Origin of the sequence: Streptococcus sp. HMSC078D09, assembly GCF_001813675.1 — a bacterium.
GTDB lineage: Bacteria > Bacillota > Bacilli > Lactobacillales > Streptococcaceae > Streptococcus.
Genome location: NZ_KV813676.1, coordinates 89,395 through 108,198, shown reverse-complemented (window position 1 = coordinate 108,198; position 18,804 = coordinate 89,395). Strand labels below are relative to the sequence as shown.

Below are 18,804 nucleotides of genomic sequence, written 5' to 3'. Positions count from 1 at the left end.
GGAATCTGGACAAGGCTGGATCGCCCTTGAATTCACAACGCGGGTGGATGGAAATGCCGAATCAACTCCTGCCCCTGCCAAAACAAGCACTGAGATGAATCTAGATGAAATAAAAGCTGGAAATTTCTCAAGTGTAGCGGGAGTTTGGAAAAATAAGTACGGTACGAGCATTGAGTTTGATGCGCAAGGAATTGTGAAGGTCAATGGTAGTGCTGTCAATGGTGTTCAATTTTCTGGTTTTTACTTCAAGGAAGGTAATCTTCACGGAGTTAGTCGCATGCCTGGCGCAACGAACGAAACGCCTATTCTTTTCATTCCTTCAAGAGAAGGTGGCAGTGAATCCATTTACTGGAGTAAGAGTGATGCTACAAATGGGAACGATTTGTACTATCGTGTGAACTAAAAAAATAAGGTGACAAACATGAAAAAAATTGGAACATATTTACTAGCTGCAGCCCTCTTGCTTTCTTTGGTAGCTTGTGCTCCAAAACGCTATGAGCGTAAGCACAGTCCGGTAGGGGATTCATCGGTCAAAAAATCATCTGATAAAGCCCAAGAAAAAGAGCAAACAGAAGAAGCTAAGTCAGATGAACATGATAAAGAAGCCATTGGAACCTTGTCAAAAGCAGACCAAGCGGATATCTACTCGATCATTGAAAACAGTGCGTCTTTGACCTATTCACTTCAGGTGCAACCGACTCGTTTGCTGGAGTTGAACAATGATCACAGTGCAGTTGAAGGCTACTCGCAAGACATGTTCATTGATTACTACAATACCTACACGCCGGGAACTTATAATTTGCAAGATATCATTGATAAATTGAATGCTGAAGAGACCTCGGACTCTATCCGTAGTCTGTCACAAGACCAGCTGATCCAACTAACAAATGAAAAGAAAGATGGCTGGATCTATTCGACAAAAGACAAGGCCTTTTACGAAATTGTATCTGGTGGTCGTGGCGGAGCGATGCCACCGATGGAAATTCCTTCACCGGATGAATGGGTGATCAATGAAGATTCAGTTGAAGTGACAACGACCATCCAAGGAACTTCCGATCCATACAGACGTTTTGTCTTGAAACGCAACAACAAGAATTACAAGGGTGGAACCCACAAAACACGCTTTTATGTCGACAGCACTGAATTCTTGAAATCTTAAAAATAAATAGAAGCTATACCTGGATCTAAAATTTTTATATAGGTCTCTTGGAAGATTCACAGAAAAAGGCCCTCAAAGCCTTTTTCTTTTGGGCTTGAATATGTTAAAATAAAAGGTATACGTGCTTGGATACAAAGATGAGGATATAACAAATAGATGTGCTGCGTCAATCGAATGCTATCATGCGTAATTGAACCCGCCTACAACTCTGTGGAAAAAGATAAATCTACCTAGGAGCGTTCGCTCCGTCGTTCGATTTCCTATTTTCCTTTGAGTTGCTTAACGGCTTAGTATCTTGATCTTTGTAGGCAAGTCGTATAATTTTATCAATCCAAAGGGGATTAAAATGACAAAACAAGTGTTTCAAACGACTTTTGCGGGTCGTGAGTTAATCGTAGAGACCGGTCAGGTTGCTAAGCAAGCAAATGGCTCTGTTGTCGTGCGTTATGGTGAGTCAACTGTCTTGACGGCAGCTGTCATGTCTAAGAAAATGGCAACTGGGGATTTCTTCCCACTTCAAGTCAACTACGAAGAAAAAATGTATGCGGCTGGGAAATTTCCTGGTGGCTTTATGAAACGTGAAGGACGTCCTTCAACAGATGCGACTTTGACAGCGCGTTTGATCGACCGTCCGATCCGTCCAATGTTTGCGGAAGGTTTCCGTAACGAAGTGCAAGTCATCAACACAGTGCTTTCTTACGATGAAAATGCATCTGCACCAATGGCTGCCATGTTTGGTTCATCATTGGCCTTGTCTATTTCAGATATTCCATTTGACGGACCAATCGCTGGGGTACAAGTGGGTTATGTTGACGGGGAAATCATCATCAACCCAACGCAAGAACAAGCTGAGCGCTCTCTTCTTGAATTGACAGTAGCTGGTACCAAACACGCTATCAACATGGTAGAGTCTGGTGCCAAAGAATTGTCGGAAGAAATCATGTTGGAAGCTCTTCTTAAAGGGCACGAAGCCGTTAAAGAATTGATTGCCTTCCAAGAAGAAATCGTTGCGGCAGTCGGTAAAGAAAAAGCAGAAGTGGAATTGCTTCATGTAGATGCTGAATTGCAGGCTGAAATCATTGCAGCCTACAACAGTGACCTCCAAAAAGCAGTCCAAGTAGAAGAAAAATTAGCTCGTGAAGCTGCGACTCAAGCGGTTAAAGACCAAGTGACAGCCGTTTACGAAGAAAAATATGCAGACCACGAAGAATTTGATCGCATCATGCGGGATGTAGCTGAAATCTTGGAACAAATGGAACACGCAGAAGTGCGCCGTCTGATCACAGAAGACAAGGTTCGTCCGGATGGTCGTAAGGTCGATGAAATCCGTCCTTTGGATGCACAAGTCGACTTCCTTCCTCGCGTACACGGTTCAGGTCTCTTCACGCGTGGACAAACCCAAGCTCTTTCTATCTTGACTTTGGCGCCAATGGGTGAAACGCAAATCATCGATGGTTTGGATCCAGAGTACAAGAAACGCTTTATGCACCACTATAACTTCCCACAATACTCTGTAGGGGAAACTGGACGTTACGGTGCACCTGGTCGTCGTGAAATTGGTCACGGTGCTCTTGGGGAGCGTGCTCTTGCTCAAGTATTGCCAAGCTTGGAAGAATTCCCATATGCGATTCGTTTGGTAGCAGAAGTATTGGAATCAAATGGTTCTTCATCTCAAGCCTCTATCTGTGCAGGAACACTTGCCCTTATGGCTGGTGGTGTGCCAATCAAGGCCCCAGTAGCTGGTATTGCCATGGGTCTGATCTCAGATGGAAACAACTATACAGTATTGACCGATATCCAAGGTTTGGAAGACCACTTTGGAGATATGGACTTCAAGGTTGCTGGAACTCGTGACGGGATCACAGCCCTTCAAATGGATATCAAGATCCAAGGGATTACTGCAGAAATCTTGACAGAAGCGCTTGCCCAAGCCAAGAAAGCTCGTTTTGAAATCCTTGATGTGATTGAAGCAACGATTCCAGAAGTGCGTCCAGAATTGGCACCAACTGCTCCAAAAATTGATACCATCAAGATTGATGTCGACAAAATTAAGATTGTCATCGGTAAGGGTGGAGAAACCATCGATAAGATCATCGCTGAAACAGGCGTTAAGATTGATATCGACGAAGAAGGTAACGTATCTATCTACTCGAGCGACCAAGATGCGATTAACCGTGCCAAAGAGATCATTGCTGGTTTGGTGCGTGAAGCCAAAGTGGATGAAGTCTACCATGCCAAAGTGGTTCGTATCGAGAAATTTGGTGCCTTTGTCAACCTCTTTGACAAGACAGATGCCCTCGTACACATCTCTGAAATGGCTTGGACGCGCACCAACCGTGTCGAAGACTTGGTAGCCATCGGTGATGAAGTCGATGTGAAGATTATCAAGATCGATGAAAAAGGTCGTGTCGATGCTTCTATGAAAGTTCTTCTCCCTCGTCCGCCAAAAGCAGAAAACAGCGAGGAAAAAGGTGAAAAAACTCATCGCCATGGCGATCGTCCTCGTCACCACAACAAAGACCACAAACCTAAAAAAGACTTTACTATTACACAAAAAGATTCAGAATAATCATTAGAAAAGGAGGAGCACGGTATGGGATGGTGGCGTGAAACCATCGATATTGTAAAAGAAAATGACCCAGCAGCGCGTACCTCGCTGGAGGTCCTTTTGACCTATCCAGGCGTCAAAGCACTGGCAGCTCACCGTGTTTCCCACTTTTTGTGGAACCATGGCTTTAAACTCTTGGCGCGGATGCATAGTCAGTTCTGGCGTTTTTGGACCCAGATTGAAATTCATCCAGGTGCGACCATTGCTTCTGGTGTCTTTATCGACCATGGAGCGGGCCTCGTTATCGGGGAAACGGCCATTGTTGAAAAAGGTGTCATGCTCTACCACGGGGTGACCCTTGGGGGAACAGGGAAGGATGTCGGGAAACGCCATCCAACGGTTCGTGAAGGAGCCTTGGTCTCCGCTCATGCCCAGGTCATCGGTCCGATTGAGATTGGGGCCAAGGCCAAAGTAGGAGCGGGAGCGGTCGTGGTCTCCGATGTACCGAGTGATGTGACCGTTGTCGGTATTCCTGCCAAGATTGTTCGTGTTCACGGTAAGAAGGATGAGCCGATCATTCACCAAGAAGAAGAAAAACGCGAATACTATGTGAATAAGATGGAGCATGCTAAGGAAGCCAGTCATCGGTCTTCTAGCTTGTAAGGAGATCGCTACGTGATTCAAGCAACCAATACATTGAATGACCACCAACTACTGGAAGCAAAGGCCCTTATTGCCATCTGTCAGAAGTATGATGGAACTTTTCGGGATCCTTATCTCTCCAATATGCTCAATTTTGATCCCGATATGCCCGCCTTTTTCCTTTATTATGAAAAAGGTGAACTTATTGGCCTATTAACGGTTTATGCAGATGACCCAGATGTGGAAGTAGCGATTCTGGTCCACCCCAATCATCGTCGTCAAGGCATTGCGCGTGCTTTGTATAGAAGTTTTGAGACAGAAACGGCATCTTATCCCATTGAGTCTGTGACTTTTCAGACAGAGCGTGTTTTTCTAGAGCGCCATCCTGAGTTTGCCAGCAATTGGGGACTGGTCGAGGATGAAGAGACAGAAACCTGGTTAGGTAAGGATAGAAGACCTTATCCGTTGGCAACTGTTTCCAATCTGGACGTTTTGTTAGCAGATCGTTCCTATCAGGATCAAATTAGTCAGTTGAAATTTCAGGCATTTTCAGAGGAACATGAATCTAGAGAAGTTGTGGATAGATATGTCGCTAAAGCTCTGAAGGATCCAGAAAGTCGCTTATATATTTTGTTAAAAAACGGTCAGGTTATTGGAACTTGTACAGTTGATTTATCGAGTAATACGAATTACCTCTATGGTTTAGCAATAGCCGAACATGAACGTGGAAAAGGCTATGGGAGCTACCTGGCAAAATCTCTCGTCAACCAACTCATTGAACAAAATGACAAGGAGTTTCAGATTGCCGTGGAAGACAGCAATGTAGGTGCCAAACGTTTGTATGAAAAGATTGGCTTTGTCAAACAGACTCAGGTGGTTTATTTGAAGCCAAAAGAGTAGAAACAGAAAGGAAATGAAGCGTGTTAAAAATTTATGATACCATGTCTCGTGATTTGCGAGAATTTGCCCCCATCGAGGAAGGGAAGGTCCGCATGTATGTTTGTGGGCCAACAGTTTACAACTATATCCACGTTGGGAATGCCCGTTCAACGGTAGCCTTTGACACGATTCGTCGCTACTTTGAGTATCGTGGCTACGAAGTTGCCTATATTTCCAACTTTACCGATGTGGATGATAAGATCATCAACCGTGCCAAGGAAGAAGGCATTACTCCTCAGGAAGTGGCGGATAAGTACATCGCGGCCTTTCGTGAAGATGTGACGGCTCTTGGTGTCAAGCCTGCAACCCGCCACCCTCGTGTGGTTGAGTTTATGGATGACATCATTCGCTTTGTTACCGACTTGATCGAAAAAGGCTATGCCTACGAGAGCCAAGGCGATGTCTATTTCCGTGTGGAAAAATCCCACAACTATGCTAAGTTAGCCAATAAAACTTTGGAAGATCTAGAGCTAGGCGCTTCTGGTCGGACAGATGAGGAAACAGCTCGCAAGGAAAATCCGGTGGATTTTGCCCTCTGGAAAGCTGCGAAACCGGGTGAAGTTTCTTGGGAAAGTCCTTGGGGACCTGGTCGTCCTGGCTGGCACATTGAGTGTTCGGTCATGTCAACGGGGATTTTAGGCGATACCATTGATATTCACGGTGGTGGGGCCGATCTTGAGTTTCCACACCATACTAATGAAATTGCTCAGTCTGAAGCTAAAACAGGCAAGACTTTTGCCAATTACTGGATGCACAATGGTTTTGTCAATATTGATAATGTCAAGATGTCCAAATCCTTAGGCAACTTTATCACCGTGCATGATGCATTGAAGACGATCGACGGCCAAGTGCTTCGCTTCTTCTTTGCGACCCAGCATTACCGCAAGCCCATTAACTTCACAGAAAAAGCGGTGCGCGATGCGGAAACCAACCTCAAGTATTTAAAAAATACCTATGAGCAACCGTTCACAGGAGAAGTGGATCCAGCAGACTTGCAAGGCTTTGTGGACAAGTTTATCGTGGCTATGGATGAAGATATCAATGCGGCAAACGGCATCACCGTCGTCTTTGAATTGGCTAAATGGATCAATTCAGGTCACTACAATCAAGACGTCAAGGATGCCTTGACCAAGATGTTAGAAGTCTTTGGAGTGGTCTTTGTCGAAGAAGTCTTGGATGCAGATATTGAAGCCTTGATCGCTGAACGTCAGGAAGCGCGGGCTAAGAAAGATTTTGCGCGAGCAGATGCCATTCGCGATGAATTGGCTGCGCAAGGAATCAAGCTCTTAGATACAAAAGAAGGTGTAAGGTGGACACGTGATTGATGTCAATCTAATCAATGGGATTGCCCTTGCCTTTGAGGGAGATGCGGTCTATTCCATGTATATTCGCAGACACCTGATTTTTCAAGGGATGACCAAACCTAATAAGCTTCATCAGGCTGCCACCCGTTATGTCTCAGCTAGAGCTCAGGCCAGTTTGATTGAAAGCATGCTGGAGCAAGAAATTCTGACGGAAAAAGAGTTGGAGATCTACAAGCGCGGTCGCAATACCAATAGCCATACCAAGGCCAAAAATGCGGATGTCGTGACCTATCGGATGTCGACGGGCTTTGAGGCTGTTATGGGCTATCTCCATATGACGGGTGAGCTTGCTCGTTTGGAAGAGTTGATCAACTGGTGCATCCAGCAAGTAGAAGAAGGAAGAAAGCAGTGAAAAATATCAGAGAGTGGTTTCCTCATGCAGAGGTGACGGATCACCCCAATCCACCAGCTGGTTATGTAGCCATTCCCCTGCAGGCTCAACAATGGTTGCTGCTGAGGGAAGAAGAGCTAACCGAGCGAGAAAAACAATTGATTTCCTGGTTGGGCGGTGAAGAAGAGGTTGCCCCTAATCCTTGGTACCAGTACCTGATCGATGGAAAGGGAGAAGCCCCTCAAGTTATCAAAAAAATGCAGCTTGTCTATTGCCACCTCTCGCATTCAACAGCGGAAGGGACGGCTTCTTGGCTAGAGATGATGCAGACACTCTTGCCCAATTTCCGAGCAACTTTGCAACTGAGCGGACAAGATTATGTGCTCATTCTGGACCAAGACCAGTCTTTGCCTGTGGCCGATATCTTAAAAGATACCGTCTCTGCCATGGAGTATGACTTCAATATTCGTTTATCTATCCTGGTCGGGCAAGTATGGACCGAGTCTAAAGACGGGAAAGTGTCTCCTGTCATTCGAGCAGAACAGGCTGTCTTTCGAGCTTGGATTCGAGAAGGCCATCAAGGTGTCTATCGCTTTTCTCAACTCTATCTGTGGGGAATCGAGCAGGCAGATCTGGATCTCATCCCGATCAAGGCACGCTTGCATCAGTTGATTGAAAGTCAAGATCAATTGCAAGACATCATTGTCGCTCTTTGGGAAAATGGGGCAGTTGTGACCAAGGCCGCCCAGCAACTCTATCTCCATCGTAATTCGCTCCAATACAAGATTGATAAGTGGGAAGAGCTAACGGGTCTCCAGTTGAAAAATCTGACAGATCTGGCTCTTTGCTACCATTTAGTCTTACAAGATGTAATTTAAACGGAATCAATCGAGAGTTTTGTGCAACTTGCACAAAACTCTTTTTTTTTTTTTGTGAGACTTGCCATAGATTTGTAAAACGTTTTCATTTACAATAGAACTATAAAAATCAAAGGAGTACCATCATGGTAGAATTAAATCTTAAAAATATTTACAAAAAATATCCAAACAGCGAACACTACTCAGTTGAAGACTTCAACTTGGACATCAAAGACAAAGAGTTTATCGTTTTCGTAGGTCCTTCAGGATGTGGTAAATCAACAACTCTTCGTATGATCGCTGGTCTTGAAGATATCACAGAAGGTGAATGTTCAATCGATGGCACTGTTGTAAACAACGTGGCACCTAAAGACCGTGACATTGCCATGGTATTCCAAAACTACGCTCTTTACCCACACATGACTGTATACGATAACATGGCATTTGGTTTGAAATTGCGTAAATACAGCAAAGAAGACATCGACAAACGTGTACAAGAAGCAGCTGAAATTCTTGGTTTGAAAGAATTCTTGGATCGTAAACCAGCTGACCTTTCTGGTGGTCAACGTCAACGTGTGGCCATGGGTCGTGCGATCGTCCGTGATGCTAAGGTATTCTTGATGGACGAACCTTTGTCAAACTTGGATGCAAAATTGCGTGTATCTATGCGTGCTGAAATCGCTAAAATCCACCGTCGTATCGGAGCTACAACTATCTACGTAACTCACGACCAAACAGAAGCGATGACACTTGCAGACCGTATCGTTATCATGTCAGCTACTAAAAACCCTGCTGGTACTGGTACTATCGGACGTGTTGAACAAATCGGTACTCCTCAAGAAGTATACAAAAACCCAGTGAACAAATTCGTAGCAGGATTCATTGGAAGCCCTGCAATGAACTTCATCAATGTAAAATTGGAAGGTGGACACATCGTTGCCAATGGATTGAATTTGAAAGTTCCAGAAGGTGCTTTGAAAGTCTTGAAAGAAAAAGGCTATGATGGTAAAGAATTGATCTTTGGTATCCGTCCAGAAGACGTGAATACAGAAGCTGCTTTCCTTGAAACTTTCCCAGAATCAGTCGTAAAAGCAACTATCTCTGTGTCTGAGTTGCTCGGTTCTGAATCTCACTTGTACTGCCAAGTTGGTGACAACGAATTCATCGCTAAAGTGGATGCGCGTGACTACCTTGGAACTGGTGAAACCATCGAACTTGGATTTGACTTGAACAAAGCTCACTTCTTCGATAAAGAAACTGAAAAAACAGTATACTAATACCTACTGACACGATAGAGACTGAGACGATTTGTCTCGGTCTCTTTCATTTTAAGGAGACAAGACATGGAAAAAGACTGGTGGAAGGGGAAGGTCGCTTACCAGATTTACCCAAAAAGCTTTAAGGACAGCAATGGTGATGGTGTTGGGGATTTGAAAGGCATCACGGAGAAACTCGATTACCTTCAAGACTTAGGGATTGATATTCTCTGGCTATCTCCTGTTTACAAGAGCCCTTTTATTGACCAGGGATATGATATTTCAGACTATTATGCCATTGATCCCCTCTTTGGAACCATGGAAGATATGGAAGAATTGATTGCGGAAGGTAAGAAGCGGGGCATTTCTATCATCATGGACTTGGTGGTCAACCATTGCTCCAGTCATCACGAGTGGTTCCAAAAGGCTTTAGCGGATCCAGATGGCCCTTATGCGGATTACTTTTATTTTATCGAAAGTGACAAAGAACCCAACAACTGGGAAAGTTACTTTGGGGGCAGTGTTTGGGAGCCGGTTCCTGGCACCAACAAATACTATCTTCATTCTTTCCACAAGGATCAGCCAGACCTCAATTGGCAAAATCCTGTCTTGCGCGAAGAGATTTACAAGATGATCAACTGGTGGTTGGACAAGGGAATTGCAGGCTTCCGGATTGACGCCATCATCAATATCAAAAAGGATTTAGAATGGCGTTCGCTTCCGTCTGATCGCGAAAATGGCTTGGTCCCAGTACCGGAGTCTCTAGTGAATGCCCAATCGATTGAACCCTTCTTGCAAGAGTTAAATGAGCGGACCTTTGCCAAGTACAATGCCTTCACTGTAGGCGAAGTTTTCAATGAAACCGATGAAGAGTTGCATTTCTTTATCGGAAAAGATGGCGTTTTCTCATCGATCTTTGATTTCAAACAAACCATGCTGGGTCAAGAAGGAAAAGGCTGGTTTGACCATAGTCTTCCAACAGCAGATGAACTCAAGGAAAGTATTTTCCAAGCGCATGAGCGCGCAGATAGTATTGGGGTTCTCTCGACGATCATTGAAAACCACGATGAGCCTCGTGGGGTGTCCCATTATATTGCTGAAGGTCCAGTAAACGACACCAGTAAAAAAGCCCTAGGAACTATTCAGGTTTTGCGCAAGGGAATTCCGTTTATCTATCAAGGCCAAGAAATTGGAATGGAAAACCAAGTCTTTGAATCAGTAGAGGACTTTGATGATATCGCGACCATCAATGGCTATCATGTCGCTAAAGAAGCTGGTTTGAGCGAGGAAGAAGCCTTAGCAGTGATTGCCAACTACAGCCGAGACAATGCGCGGACACCGATGCAGTGGACAAGAGAGCCAGGTCTGGGCTTTAGCGATGGACCAGCCTGGCTGATCAGTCCCAAACCAGATGTTGCCATCAATGTGGAAGATCAAGAAAAGGATCCAGACTCCATCTTGAATTATTACCGCAAGTTGACGGCCTTGTATCGCCATCCCCTTTATGGAAATACCATCCGGTTTGGAGATCTGATCCCAGCGTATCGGGACCGTGAAAACATCATCGCCTTTGAACGCCGTGGGGACAAGCGTCTCTTGGTTGTCAGCAATTTCCAAAATCGCCAGGCCACCTTGGAGTTGCCAGCTCCGATTAAAACGGTCGTTTTAAATAATACAGCAGGATTATTCCAAGAAGGAGACCAAGTGCTAGAATTGACTCCTTACCAAACGGTTGTGTTGGAATTGGTGGAATAGAAAAGAACCTTCGCGTCTGCGAAGGTTCTTTTGAAGATATATCTTTCGAAACTTTCCTTAGGTGAGTACGGACGTCAGCGAACTTCGAAGAAGTTCCATGACTTAGTTTTGAACCTAAGGTTTCAAAACTCCCGAGTGCTTGAAACTGTTATGTTCCAAGCACTTTTCTCACGGCGGAAAGTTTCAGTATAAGACTGAATACTGCTAAATACTAGAGCGAGTTTTATAACTTTTGTCTAATTTCTTAGATTATTTATATGAAAAATTGATTTTCTATGAAAAGATGAACTTGAGATTCATAGCTAGTCTAAAATCTTACTCAACTTCTTTCTTTTTCAAGAGGAGGAAGCCTCCGCTAACGGCTAACAAGAAGCCTGAAAGAATGAAGTGTGCAGCTGTGTCTTCTCCAGTTTGTGGCAATTGTGCCTTGGCTGGACTTTCTTGGAAGCTTTGTCCCACTTGGTAAGTCAAGGCTTGCACACTTTCTTCATTTTCAGTTGTCATTTCTTTTTGTGGAAGGAGAACTTTAGGAGTCTCCTTCTTGGTCAAGATTGGCTGTGGAGTGGTTGTTTGGTTATGAATTGAAACCACCACTTGATCTGGTTCTTTAGCTGGGACGTAATCCATCAAGCTAGCCAACTTGCTGCCAAAGATCGCGTTGGTTACCCAACGGAAGAAGTGGACAGGGTGTTGGCGATTGGTTGGATTTCCGGCATAGACAAAGAGTGGTTGGCCCAGAAGTTCTCCAGAGATGGCCATGACCTTATTGGCTAGGACTTCATTTTTTGGCCACCAGCCAGCAATGTAGTAGTCGCTTGAAGCGATGCTCATCAAGGTCTTGAAGTTGCTTGGAACTTTTTCAATCCAGTTTCCTGAGTTGGAGTAGAAGAGGGTATTCTTCTTGTAACCGCTGGTCAGTGGATCTTGGTCATCGATGATGGCCTTCATCGAGCCCTCGTAGTCACTGCCACCTTTTAGTTTTTCAGCATCAAAGCCTGCAAGAACTCCCAATTTTTCCAGTTTCTGCATGGCTTCCCCACCGATGACAAGGGTCGGTTTCTTGCCAAAGATGGAAGCATCAAAACGATTGCTTTCCAAAATAACAACATCCGCTTCTTCTGGAGTATTGACAATTTGGAAGCCTAATTTTTCAAGGACCAGACTGGTATGAGCAGGCGCATCGACTCCAGCCCAATTATAGTGGTAGTTTGGAGAGTAGACCTTCATCGGTTTCAAGGTTGGCCCGCTTGGCACCTTGTAGAGGGCATCACCATAGATGGCATAGTTTGGCAGGAGCGAAGCAAAGGTATCGCGGTCAACGATGTAGCCATCATCTGTTAGGTAGACAGATTTTCCTTGGGAAATGGCCTGGTTGATAGCTTTAACGGCACTGGCTGAGGTATTTGCGATTACATAGTAAGGAGCTTTTGGATCGATCTCAGAAGTACGAGTCGCACGGGTGGTGGTGACTTCTCCTAATTTTCCATTGAAAAGACCATCCGCAAAGACAGGTTCGGACTTGAACCCTCTCATATCTGGGAAGTTGACCAGCAACTCGGCGTACATAGCAGCCCAGGCAGATTCGTTAGAACCTTTGTAGAGAATATGGTTGGCGTAGCCCCGTTTGGCTTGGGCCATGTCAATGACCAAGTCCCCTTTTTTGTAGTTGCCTGTATCTTCTTTGAGTTCTTTAACGAGGACACCATTGCGTTTGAAGTAGTCGATCATATTGAAGGCTTCTTGGGCGTCATTGTCCTTGTCGAGACCCATTGGGATGACGTAGTAGTCTGGGAAGAATTTTGGACGACCGTTTTTCACACGTCCAACGATTTCCCCATTTGGGCCGACCAGTTCATTTTCAGCTTTTGGATCTTCCGTTTTATTGAGACCACGTAAGTAGAAGTTGAGCCGCATCTCAAGGAGTTTGTCTGGATCTTGGTTGAGGAAGTCAATGCCGCCGAGGACAGCATTACGACCAGCATAATAAGATTCCTGGTTGGATTCTGGTATTTCAATGGTGTGGCCCAAGATGCCGTGATAGACAGCATAGACACCTGTATAACCAGAGAAGGAATCATCCCAGCCATCTCCCCAATCCAGTTTTGGAATGATGTAGCTGTCGTATTTGGAATTGGCAACCCCTGCGCGGCCCATATGGTGGGCATTTTCTAGCATGAGGTTGGACATGAGGTCGTATTCAAAATTCGGATCATGTGGAGGTGTTGCAGGCTCAATCAAGAATTCTTTGACAAATCCATGGATATCATAGAGAGCAATTGGATTCCACTTGTTGATCATTTGGATGACGGTACGCACTTCGGGGTTTGTTTGGTAGCTGGCATCGCGGTTTGGATCCAGTCCATTGGCCAAAGCACGCAGGTTGAGAGCATCCCCATCAGGGTTTTCCGTGAAGTCAAACAAGAAGATAAATTTGTTTAGGAGAGTTGGGATGTCCAGAGTTACATTCTTGACGTTACCAGCTTCGTCTGTCGTTTTAAAAGTGACTTGATTTTCTGTAGCGAAGGTACGGAAGAGGCCTGTGATGATGTCGATCCCTGGCTGCTCATCCGCGTGGGTGTTGTGGACTAAGACAGGTAGTTTGTAATCCAAGGTCTTGTCCTTCAGTGCAGCCAGCATTTCGCTTGGTTTGGTCAAAGCTGTAGGATTGGTGCTAGACAGGTAGTGATCGATGCTGGCTTGGTCCTTACTCACAATTCCCATCTTCATGTCCCGGCCTTGGGCGCTCTTACCAAGGGTTTCTAACTGCACCAAACGATCGGGTTTCGCTTCTTCCTTGGATTTTTCGATAGCAGCGAGCATCTCTTCATGTGTATGGTAGTCTTGGTAAGGTCGAAAAACAAGAGTTTTATTGATGGTCACACCTAAGTCTGCATTGGTTCCGACCAGTTCATGATTGCCGATGTAGTTGCGATAAGTCCGGCGAATATTATTTGGGCTACGAAGACTGAGATCTTGACCAAAGAGATCCTGCACGTCAATGTGGAGATCCAGATCATTTCCGTTTACAGTCTCTGTGATGGTGAGGAATGGATCCTTGCTCAGTGTTCCTGTCTCCATATCCCAGGTTTTCCACTCAGAGAGAGGCTTATTGTCTAAGGTCCAGCTGATCTTGCCAGCAGCTTGAGCTTTTTCTTGGACTTTGTCATCAATCGTACTCTTTTCAGAGAGATAAATGGTGCTATCCGCCAATCGAGTCGCTTGGTCAGTGGTCGTTGCGGCACGGTTAGTGCTTGGATTAGCGGTTGGAGCAACTTCTGTACTAGAAGCCACATCAGAAGTCGCTGCTCTTTCTGCAGGACTAGCAGGAGTTACTTCTGTGGCTGTAGCATGACTTGTCGTCTCGGCGGTCACAGGTTGCTCAGTAGCAGGTGTCGCTTCAAGGACCGTGCTTGGTTCCGTTTGAGGCGCTTCTACGCTATCGGCTGAAGCTTGGCCATGACCGATAACGGAAAGCAAGACAGCAGCGGAGAGGCTGAGTGTTGTAGTGTACAAATGTTTCTTATACGAAGACTTCATATAGAAGACCCTCCTTAAAAAGTTATTTTCCAGTTCTAGTATACCATTTTAGGAAAGCGTTTACAACAACTGCCTGAATAAAAAAGCCTTTGCATCTTGCAAGGGCTTCTTTGTCTATTCTGTTTCCTCATGGAATTGTTGGTAAAAATCAACCTTGACCTGAATGAAGGTTTCTAAATCTCTTAACAATTGGAGCAAGGTGGCGCGTGTTTCGAATTCTTCACGGGTCTTAGGAAGAGGGCGTTCGCGAAAGATCGCTAAATACTGACTAATATCATCTAGAAGATCTTGGGCAGGATTTTCCTGACTTAACTGTTGCGCAGTCTTCTTAAAAAGTTGAGCCAGGATCATACTTTCACTCGCCGCCAACTGACAGCGGTTGACGTTTTCTGCCATATCCCGCAGGATGTCGTTTTGACGCTTGCGCATTTCGAAGTAGTGAATGTGGTAGTTGGTTTGATGAAAAAGGTGGTTGGAATGATCCAGATAGACAAGATTTAAAGCGTCCTTTAGGATACCATCCAATTCTTTGATCAAGCGGGCATCGTTGCGACCATCCCCTTTACCAAGTAATTCCGCAAAACGACCAAGGATCTTTTTCAGTTGGTCTTCGACAACATCATGGTAGTGATCAATCGCAGCCTGATTAGAAGGCATATAGAGATTGGCCAGCAGGGCAAAGCTGGTCCCGATTAAAAAGAGGGCAAGTTCATTGAGCAAGAGCCCCCAGGAAGTAGACTGCTCAATCAAGAGATGGGTGACGAGGACCGTACTTGGCGTGATGCCGATCTGCCAGCCCATTAGAAAGGCGCATGGAACATAGAGAGCAATAAAGACTCCCAGTGCCCAAAGGTTGAATCCAAAAAAGGAAAAAGCGATCCTTCCGATCACAAGGGCCAGCAAGGTCGACATAAAGCGCTGATAGGCTTGCTTGATCGTACTGCGACGCGTATCAGAGATACTCAAGATGGCAATGACGCCAGCTGAGATGGCATAGGTCAAGCCCAGAGCATAAGCAAGGGCAGCTGCTAAACAGGTGGCCAAGGTGAGCTTGATGGTTCGTTGAAAAAGAGGCATGGCTTCCTTTCTATTTTGCTGGTTTCGCTGAGATAGATTTCATTTCATTATATCATGAATTGGCCTCTTCCTCCTTTCTTGTGGTATACTAGTTCTATGGAAAATAACGATATCGTATACGGTGTCCATGCAGTCACCGAGGCTTTACAAGCCAATACAGGCAATAAATTATATATTCAAGAAGACCTCCGAGGAAAAAATGTCGACAAAATCAAGACTTTAGCAGCTGAAAAGAAGGTGTCGATTTCTTGGACGCCAAAGAAAACCCTTCAGGAAATGACAGAAGGAGCTGTTCACCAAGGCTTCGTTCTTCGTGTGGCAGCCTTTGCTTACACAGACTTGGCAGTGATTCTGAAACAGACAGCCCAAGAAGAGAACCCGCTTTTATTGATTCTCGATGGTTTGACAGATCCACACAATCTTGGATCTATCTTACGGACAGCTGATGCGACCAATGTCTCAGGAGTCATCATTCCTAAGCACCGGGCAGTCGGGGTAACCCCAGTGGTGTCGAAAACTTCTACCGGAGCAGTGGAACACATTCCCATTGCCCGTGTGACCAATCTCAGCCAAACCCTAGACAAGTTAAAGGAAGAGGGCTTCTGGATCTTTGGAACCGACATGAACGGCACGCCATCGCACCAGTGGAATACGGCTGGCAAGTTAGCCTTGATCATTGGCAATGAAGGAAAAGGGATCTCAGCCAACATCAAAAAGCAAGTCGATGAGATGATCACCATTCCCATGAATGGTCATGTGCAAAGCCTCAATGCCAGCGTGGCAGCAGCTATTCTTATGTATGAGGTCTTTCGCAACCGACTATAATCCTAGAAAGGCAATGATATGAAACGAAAAATCTTATTGGTTGACGGCTATAATATGATTGCCTTTTGGCAGGAGACTCGCCAGCTCTTTCAAAAAAGTGAACTCGATGCAGCCCGCAATATCCTCCTGCAAAAACTGAGCCACTATGCTAGCTTTGAAGGGATCGAAGTCATCTGTGTCTTTGATGCCCAGTATATGCCAGGAGTGCGGCAGACCTATGAGGAGTTCAATGTTCAGGTGGTCTTTACCGGCGAGGATGAGACGGCAGATGACTATATCGAGCGCTTGGCGGCAGAGCTTAACACGCCCCTCCACCAAGTATCGGTAGCGACCAGTGACTTAAATGAGCAATGGACCGTCTTTGCTCAAGGAGCTCTTCGGGTATCTGCCAGAGAGTTAGAAAAACGGGTCGCAGTCGTCAAAGGAAACCTCAATCAGGCGCAGCGAGTGGTCAACGATCAAAAACCACCTATGCGACCGCTCGATCACGAAGTATTGCGACAATTACAAGAAATGATGGGAGACAAGTAATGACATTTGCTATTTTAACCGATTCGACCGCAGATTTAGACCAGAACTGGGCCAAGGAACATCAGGTGACCATTCTTGGCTTGACCATTGAGTTAGATGGGACGGTTTACCAGACAGTTGGCCAAGGTCAATTGACCAGCCCTGAGCTTTTAGAAGCCATGAAAAATGGAGCTAAACCGACAACCAGTCAGGTCAATGTGGGCCAATTTCAGGAAACCTTTGAACAATTTGCCAAAGAAGGAAAAGATCTGCTTTATGTAGCCTTTTCATCGGTCTTATCTGGGACTTATCAGAGTGCAGTCATGGCACGAGACCTGGTTTTAGAAGACTACCCGGAAGCTGTGATCGAGATTGTCGATCCGAAGGCTGCTGGGATTGGAGAGGGATATCTGGTCATGCGGGCAGTAGCTGCGCGTGATGCAGGTCGTTCATTAGCAGAAGCCAAAGAAGAAATCATGGACCTAGCGCCAAAACTGCGGACTTATTTCCTCGTCGATGACCTCTACCACCTTATGCGTGGAGGCCGTCTCTCAAAAAGTGCTGCGATTATGGGTAGTTTGGCCAGCATCAAACCCATTCTCTGGATTGATGCGGAAGGAAAATTAGTCCCAATTAGCAAGGTTCGGGGACGCAAAAAAGCTGTCCGAGAATTACTGGAGCTGATCAAAGCAGATATTGGTGAAGGCACAGCTTTAGTCTCTTATACCAACGATCTAGAAGGAGCAGAAGCACTGAAGCAAGAAATGCTTGCGCTTGAAGGGATTGATGAAGTCCTTGTGATGCCTCTTGGACCGGTTATTTCAGCCCACGTCGGCCCGAATTCCTTGATCGGATTTGTCATTGGAAAAGAAAATCGCAAATAATTTTCCAAATCGGTTGACTTTTATCTTAGAATTTTGATACAATAGTAGGCGGTATTGTTTACCCCATTTGTAAGGCCCCGGAACCTTTCAAATAACTCGCGGACCGGAACATCCGCCCTGTAAACAAAAACGACATTCATATAGGAGAAATCATGAACAAAACTACATTCATGGCTAAACCAGGCCAAGTAGAACGCAAATGGTACGTTGTTGACGCAACTGATGTACCTCTTGGACGCCTTTCAGCAGTTGTTGCTAGCGTGCTTCGCGGAAAAAACAAACCAACATTCACACCTCACACTGATACAGGTGACTTCGTAATCGTTATCAATGCTGAAAAAGTTAAATTGACTGGTAAAAAAGCAACTGATAAGATCTACTACACTCACTCAAACCACCCAGGTGGATTGAAATCAATCTCTGCTGGTGAACTTCGTTCTAAAAATGCAGTTCGTTTGATCGAGAAATCAGTTAAAGGTATGCTTCCACACAATACTCTTGGCCGCGCTCAAGGTATGAAATTGAAAGTATTCGTTGGAGCTGAGCACACTCACGCTGCACAACAACCAGAAGTTCTTGATATTTCAGGACTTATCTAAGGAAAGGAACAATAAAGTATGTCACAAGCACAATATGCAGGTACTGGACGTCGTAAAAACGCTGTTGCACGCGTTCGCCTTGTTCCAGGAACTGGTAAAATCACTGTTAACAAAAAAGATGTTGAAGAGTACATCCCACACGCTGACCTTCGTCTTGTAATCAACCAACCATTCGCAGTTACTTCAACTGCAGGTTCATACGACGTTTTCGTTAACGTTGTAGGTGGTGGATACGCTGGTCAAGCAGGAGCTATCCGTCACGGTATCGCTCGTGCCCTTCTTCAAGTAGACCCAGACTTCCGCGATTCATTGAAACGCGCAGGACTTCTTACACGTGACTCACGTAAAGTTGAACGTAAGAAACCAGGTCTTAAGAAAGCTCGTAAAGCATCACAATTCTCAAAACGTTAATCAATACGATTATATCAACGTTTCGAAACACTTCATGGTTCACACCATGGGGTGTTTTTTTGATGATTTTTAGCAAAATTCACACCACTTTTCACACCAAATTCACACCA

General features: G+C 45.2%; 17 protein-coding genes. 15 read left to right on the top strand and 2 right to left on the bottom strand.

The window, feature by feature from the left end:
* From HMPREF2926_RS09390 to HMPREF2926_RS09345, 10 genes are all read left to right on the top strand, one after another.
* Positions 1-403 (top strand): DUF6287 domain-containing protein (locus HMPREF2926_RS09390; RefSeq protein WP_256263032.1); only part of this gene is annotated, 403 nt, incomplete at its 5' end.
* An 18-nt stretch (positions 404-421) separates the two neighbouring features.
* Entirely contained in the window at positions 422-1,159 is a 738-nt protein-coding gene (locus tag HMPREF2926_RS09385) for a hypothetical protein (RefSeq protein ID WP_070587589.1), read from the top strand.
* A gap of 346 nt (positions 1,160-1,505) precedes the next feature.
* Positions 1,506-3,728, top strand: a complete 2,223-nt coding sequence (gene pnp, locus HMPREF2926_RS09380; RefSeq protein WP_070587587.1) for a polyribonucleotide nucleotidyltransferase — start codon at positions 1,506-1,508, stop codon at positions 3,726-3,728.
* 24 nt (positions 3,729-3,752) lie between these two features.
* Positions 3,753-4,370 (top strand): serine O-acetyltransferase, encoded by a 618-nt coding sequence (gene cysE, locus HMPREF2926_RS09375; protein WP_031576159.1) that lies wholly within the window; start codon positions 3,753-3,755, stop codon positions 4,368-4,370.
* Between the two features lie 12 nt (positions 4,371-4,382).
* Complete coding sequence (locus HMPREF2926_RS09370) at positions 4,383-5,249, top strand: GNAT family N-acetyltransferase (protein ID WP_070587585.1); 867 nt, start codon at positions 4,383-4,385, stop codon at positions 5,247-5,249.
* Between the two features lie 20 nt (positions 5,250-5,269).
* The gene (gene cysS, locus HMPREF2926_RS09365) at positions 5,270-6,613 is read left to right on the top strand and encodes a cysteine--tRNA ligase (RefSeq protein WP_070587582.1); all 1,344 of its coding nucleotides are present in this window, start codon (positions 5,270-5,272) and stop codon (positions 6,611-6,613) included.
* Positions 6,606-7,004: a Mini-ribonuclease 3 gene (locus tag HMPREF2926_RS09360; protein WP_049503453.1), complete on the top strand. Its 399-nt coding sequence runs from the start codon at positions 6,606-6,608 to the stop codon at positions 7,002-7,004. Before cysS ends, HMPREF2926_RS09360 begins: the two co-directional genes overlap by 8 nt.
* A complete protein-coding gene (locus HMPREF2926_RS09355) occupies positions 7,001-7,861 on the top strand; it encodes a helix-turn-helix domain-containing protein (RefSeq protein ID WP_070587579.1) in 861 nt (286 codons plus the stop codon). Before HMPREF2926_RS09360 ends, HMPREF2926_RS09355 begins: the two co-directional genes overlap by 4 nt.
* A gap of 125 nt (positions 7,862-7,986) precedes the next feature.
* Positions 7,987-9,117 carry an ABC transporter ATP-binding protein gene (locus HMPREF2926_RS09350; protein ID WP_021154414.1) on the top strand — a complete coding sequence of 377 codons (1,131 nt, stop codon included), beginning with the start codon at positions 7,987-7,989 and terminating at the stop codon, positions 9,115-9,117.
* Between the two features lie 66 nt (positions 9,118-9,183).
* A complete protein-coding gene (locus HMPREF2926_RS09345; protein ID WP_070587576.1) occupies positions 9,184-10,851 on the top strand; it encodes an alpha-glucosidase in 1,668 nt (555 codons plus the stop codon).
* A gap of 315 nt (positions 10,852-11,166) precedes the next feature.
* Here HMPREF2926_RS09345 and HMPREF2926_RS09340 read toward each other — a convergent pair whose 3' ends face one another.
* Positions 11,167-14,388 (bottom strand): LPXTG-anchored zinc carboxypeptidase, encoded by a 3,222-nt coding sequence (locus HMPREF2926_RS09340; RefSeq protein ID WP_070587572.1) that lies wholly within the window; start codon positions 14,386-14,388, stop codon positions 11,167-11,169.
* Between the two features lie 114 nt (positions 14,389-14,502).
* Positions 14,503-15,465: an aromatic acid exporter family protein gene (locus HMPREF2926_RS09335; protein ID WP_070587569.1), complete on the bottom strand. Its 963-nt coding sequence runs from the start codon at positions 15,463-15,465 to the stop codon at positions 14,503-14,505.
* 96 nt (positions 15,466-15,561) lie between these two features.
* On the opposite strand from HMPREF2926_RS09335, the gene rlmB reads away from it, so the two are divergent.
* From rlmB to rpsI, 5 genes are all read left to right on the top strand, one after another.
* Positions 15,562-16,290 (top strand): 23S rRNA (guanosine(2251)-2'-O)-methyltransferase RlmB, encoded by a 729-nt coding sequence (gene rlmB / locus HMPREF2926_RS09330; RefSeq protein ID WP_070587566.1) that lies wholly within the window; start codon positions 15,562-15,564, stop codon positions 16,288-16,290.
* 18 nt (positions 16,291-16,308) lie between these two features.
* Positions 16,309-16,821 (top strand): NYN domain-containing protein, encoded by a 513-nt coding sequence (locus tag HMPREF2926_RS09325; RefSeq protein ID WP_003004212.1) that lies wholly within the window; start codon positions 16,309-16,311, stop codon positions 16,819-16,821.
* A complete protein-coding gene (locus HMPREF2926_RS09320; RefSeq protein WP_070587564.1) occupies positions 16,821-17,684 on the top strand; it encodes a DegV family protein in 864 nt (287 codons plus the stop codon). Before HMPREF2926_RS09325 ends, HMPREF2926_RS09320 begins: the two co-directional genes overlap by 1 nt.
* A gap of 152 nt (positions 17,685-17,836) precedes the next feature.
* On the top strand, positions 17,837-18,283 hold the full coding sequence (gene rplM, locus HMPREF2926_RS09315; protein ID WP_002876943.1) for a 50S ribosomal protein L13: 447 nt from the start codon (positions 17,837-17,839) through the stop codon (positions 18,281-18,283).
* An 18-nt stretch (positions 18,284-18,301) separates the two neighbouring features.
* Positions 18,302-18,694 (top strand): 30S ribosomal protein S9, encoded by a 393-nt coding sequence (gene rpsI / locus HMPREF2926_RS09310; protein ID WP_002893764.1) that lies wholly within the window; start codon positions 18,302-18,304, stop codon positions 18,692-18,694.
* Positions 18,695-18,804 lie beyond the last annotated feature (110 nt).

What these genes read in the sequence shown, in the direction of transcription:
- HMPREF2926_RS09385 (WP_070587589.1), top strand. Translation starts at nt 422, where the DNA reads ATGAAAAAAATTGGAACATATTTACTAGCTGCAGCCCTCTTGCTTTCT.
- pnp (WP_070587587.1), top strand. Translation starts at nt 1,506, where the DNA reads ATGACAAAACAAGTGTTTCAAACGACTTTTGCGGGTCGTGAGTTAATC.
- cysE (WP_031576159.1), top strand. Translation starts at nt 3,753, where the DNA reads ATGGGATGGTGGCGTGAAACCATCGATATTGTAAAAGAAAATGACCCA.
- HMPREF2926_RS09350 (WP_021154414.1), top strand. Translation starts at nt 7,987, where the DNA reads ATGGTAGAATTAAATCTTAAAAATATTTACAAAAAATATCCAAACAGC.
- HMPREF2926_RS09345 (WP_070587576.1), top strand. Translation starts at nt 9,184, where the DNA reads ATGGAAAAAGACTGGTGGAAGGGGAAGGTCGCTTACCAGATTTACCCA.
- HMPREF2926_RS09340 (WP_070587572.1), bottom strand. Translation starts at nt 14,388, where the DNA reads ATGAAGTCTTCGTATAAGAAACATTTGTACACTACAACACTCAGCCTC.
- HMPREF2926_RS09335 (WP_070587569.1), bottom strand. Translation starts at nt 15,465, where the DNA reads ATGCCTCTTTTTCAACGAACCATCAAGCTCACCTTGGCCACCTGTTTA.
- rlmB (WP_070587566.1), top strand. Translation starts at nt 15,562, where the DNA reads ATGGAAAATAACGATATCGTATACGGTGTCCATGCAGTCACCGAGGCT.
- HMPREF2926_RS09325 (WP_003004212.1), top strand. Translation starts at nt 16,309, where the DNA reads ATGAAACGAAAAATCTTATTGGTTGACGGCTATAATATGATTGCCTTT.
- HMPREF2926_RS09320 (WP_070587564.1), top strand. Translation starts at nt 16,821, where the DNA reads ATGACATTTGCTATTTTAACCGATTCGACCGCAGATTTAGACCAGAAC.
- rplM (WP_002876943.1), top strand. Translation starts at nt 17,837, where the DNA reads ATGAACAAAACTACATTCATGGCTAAACCAGGCCAAGTAGAACGCAAA.
- rpsI (WP_002893764.1), top strand. Translation starts at nt 18,302, where the DNA reads ATGTCACAAGCACAATATGCAGGTACTGGACGTCGTAAAAACGCTGTT.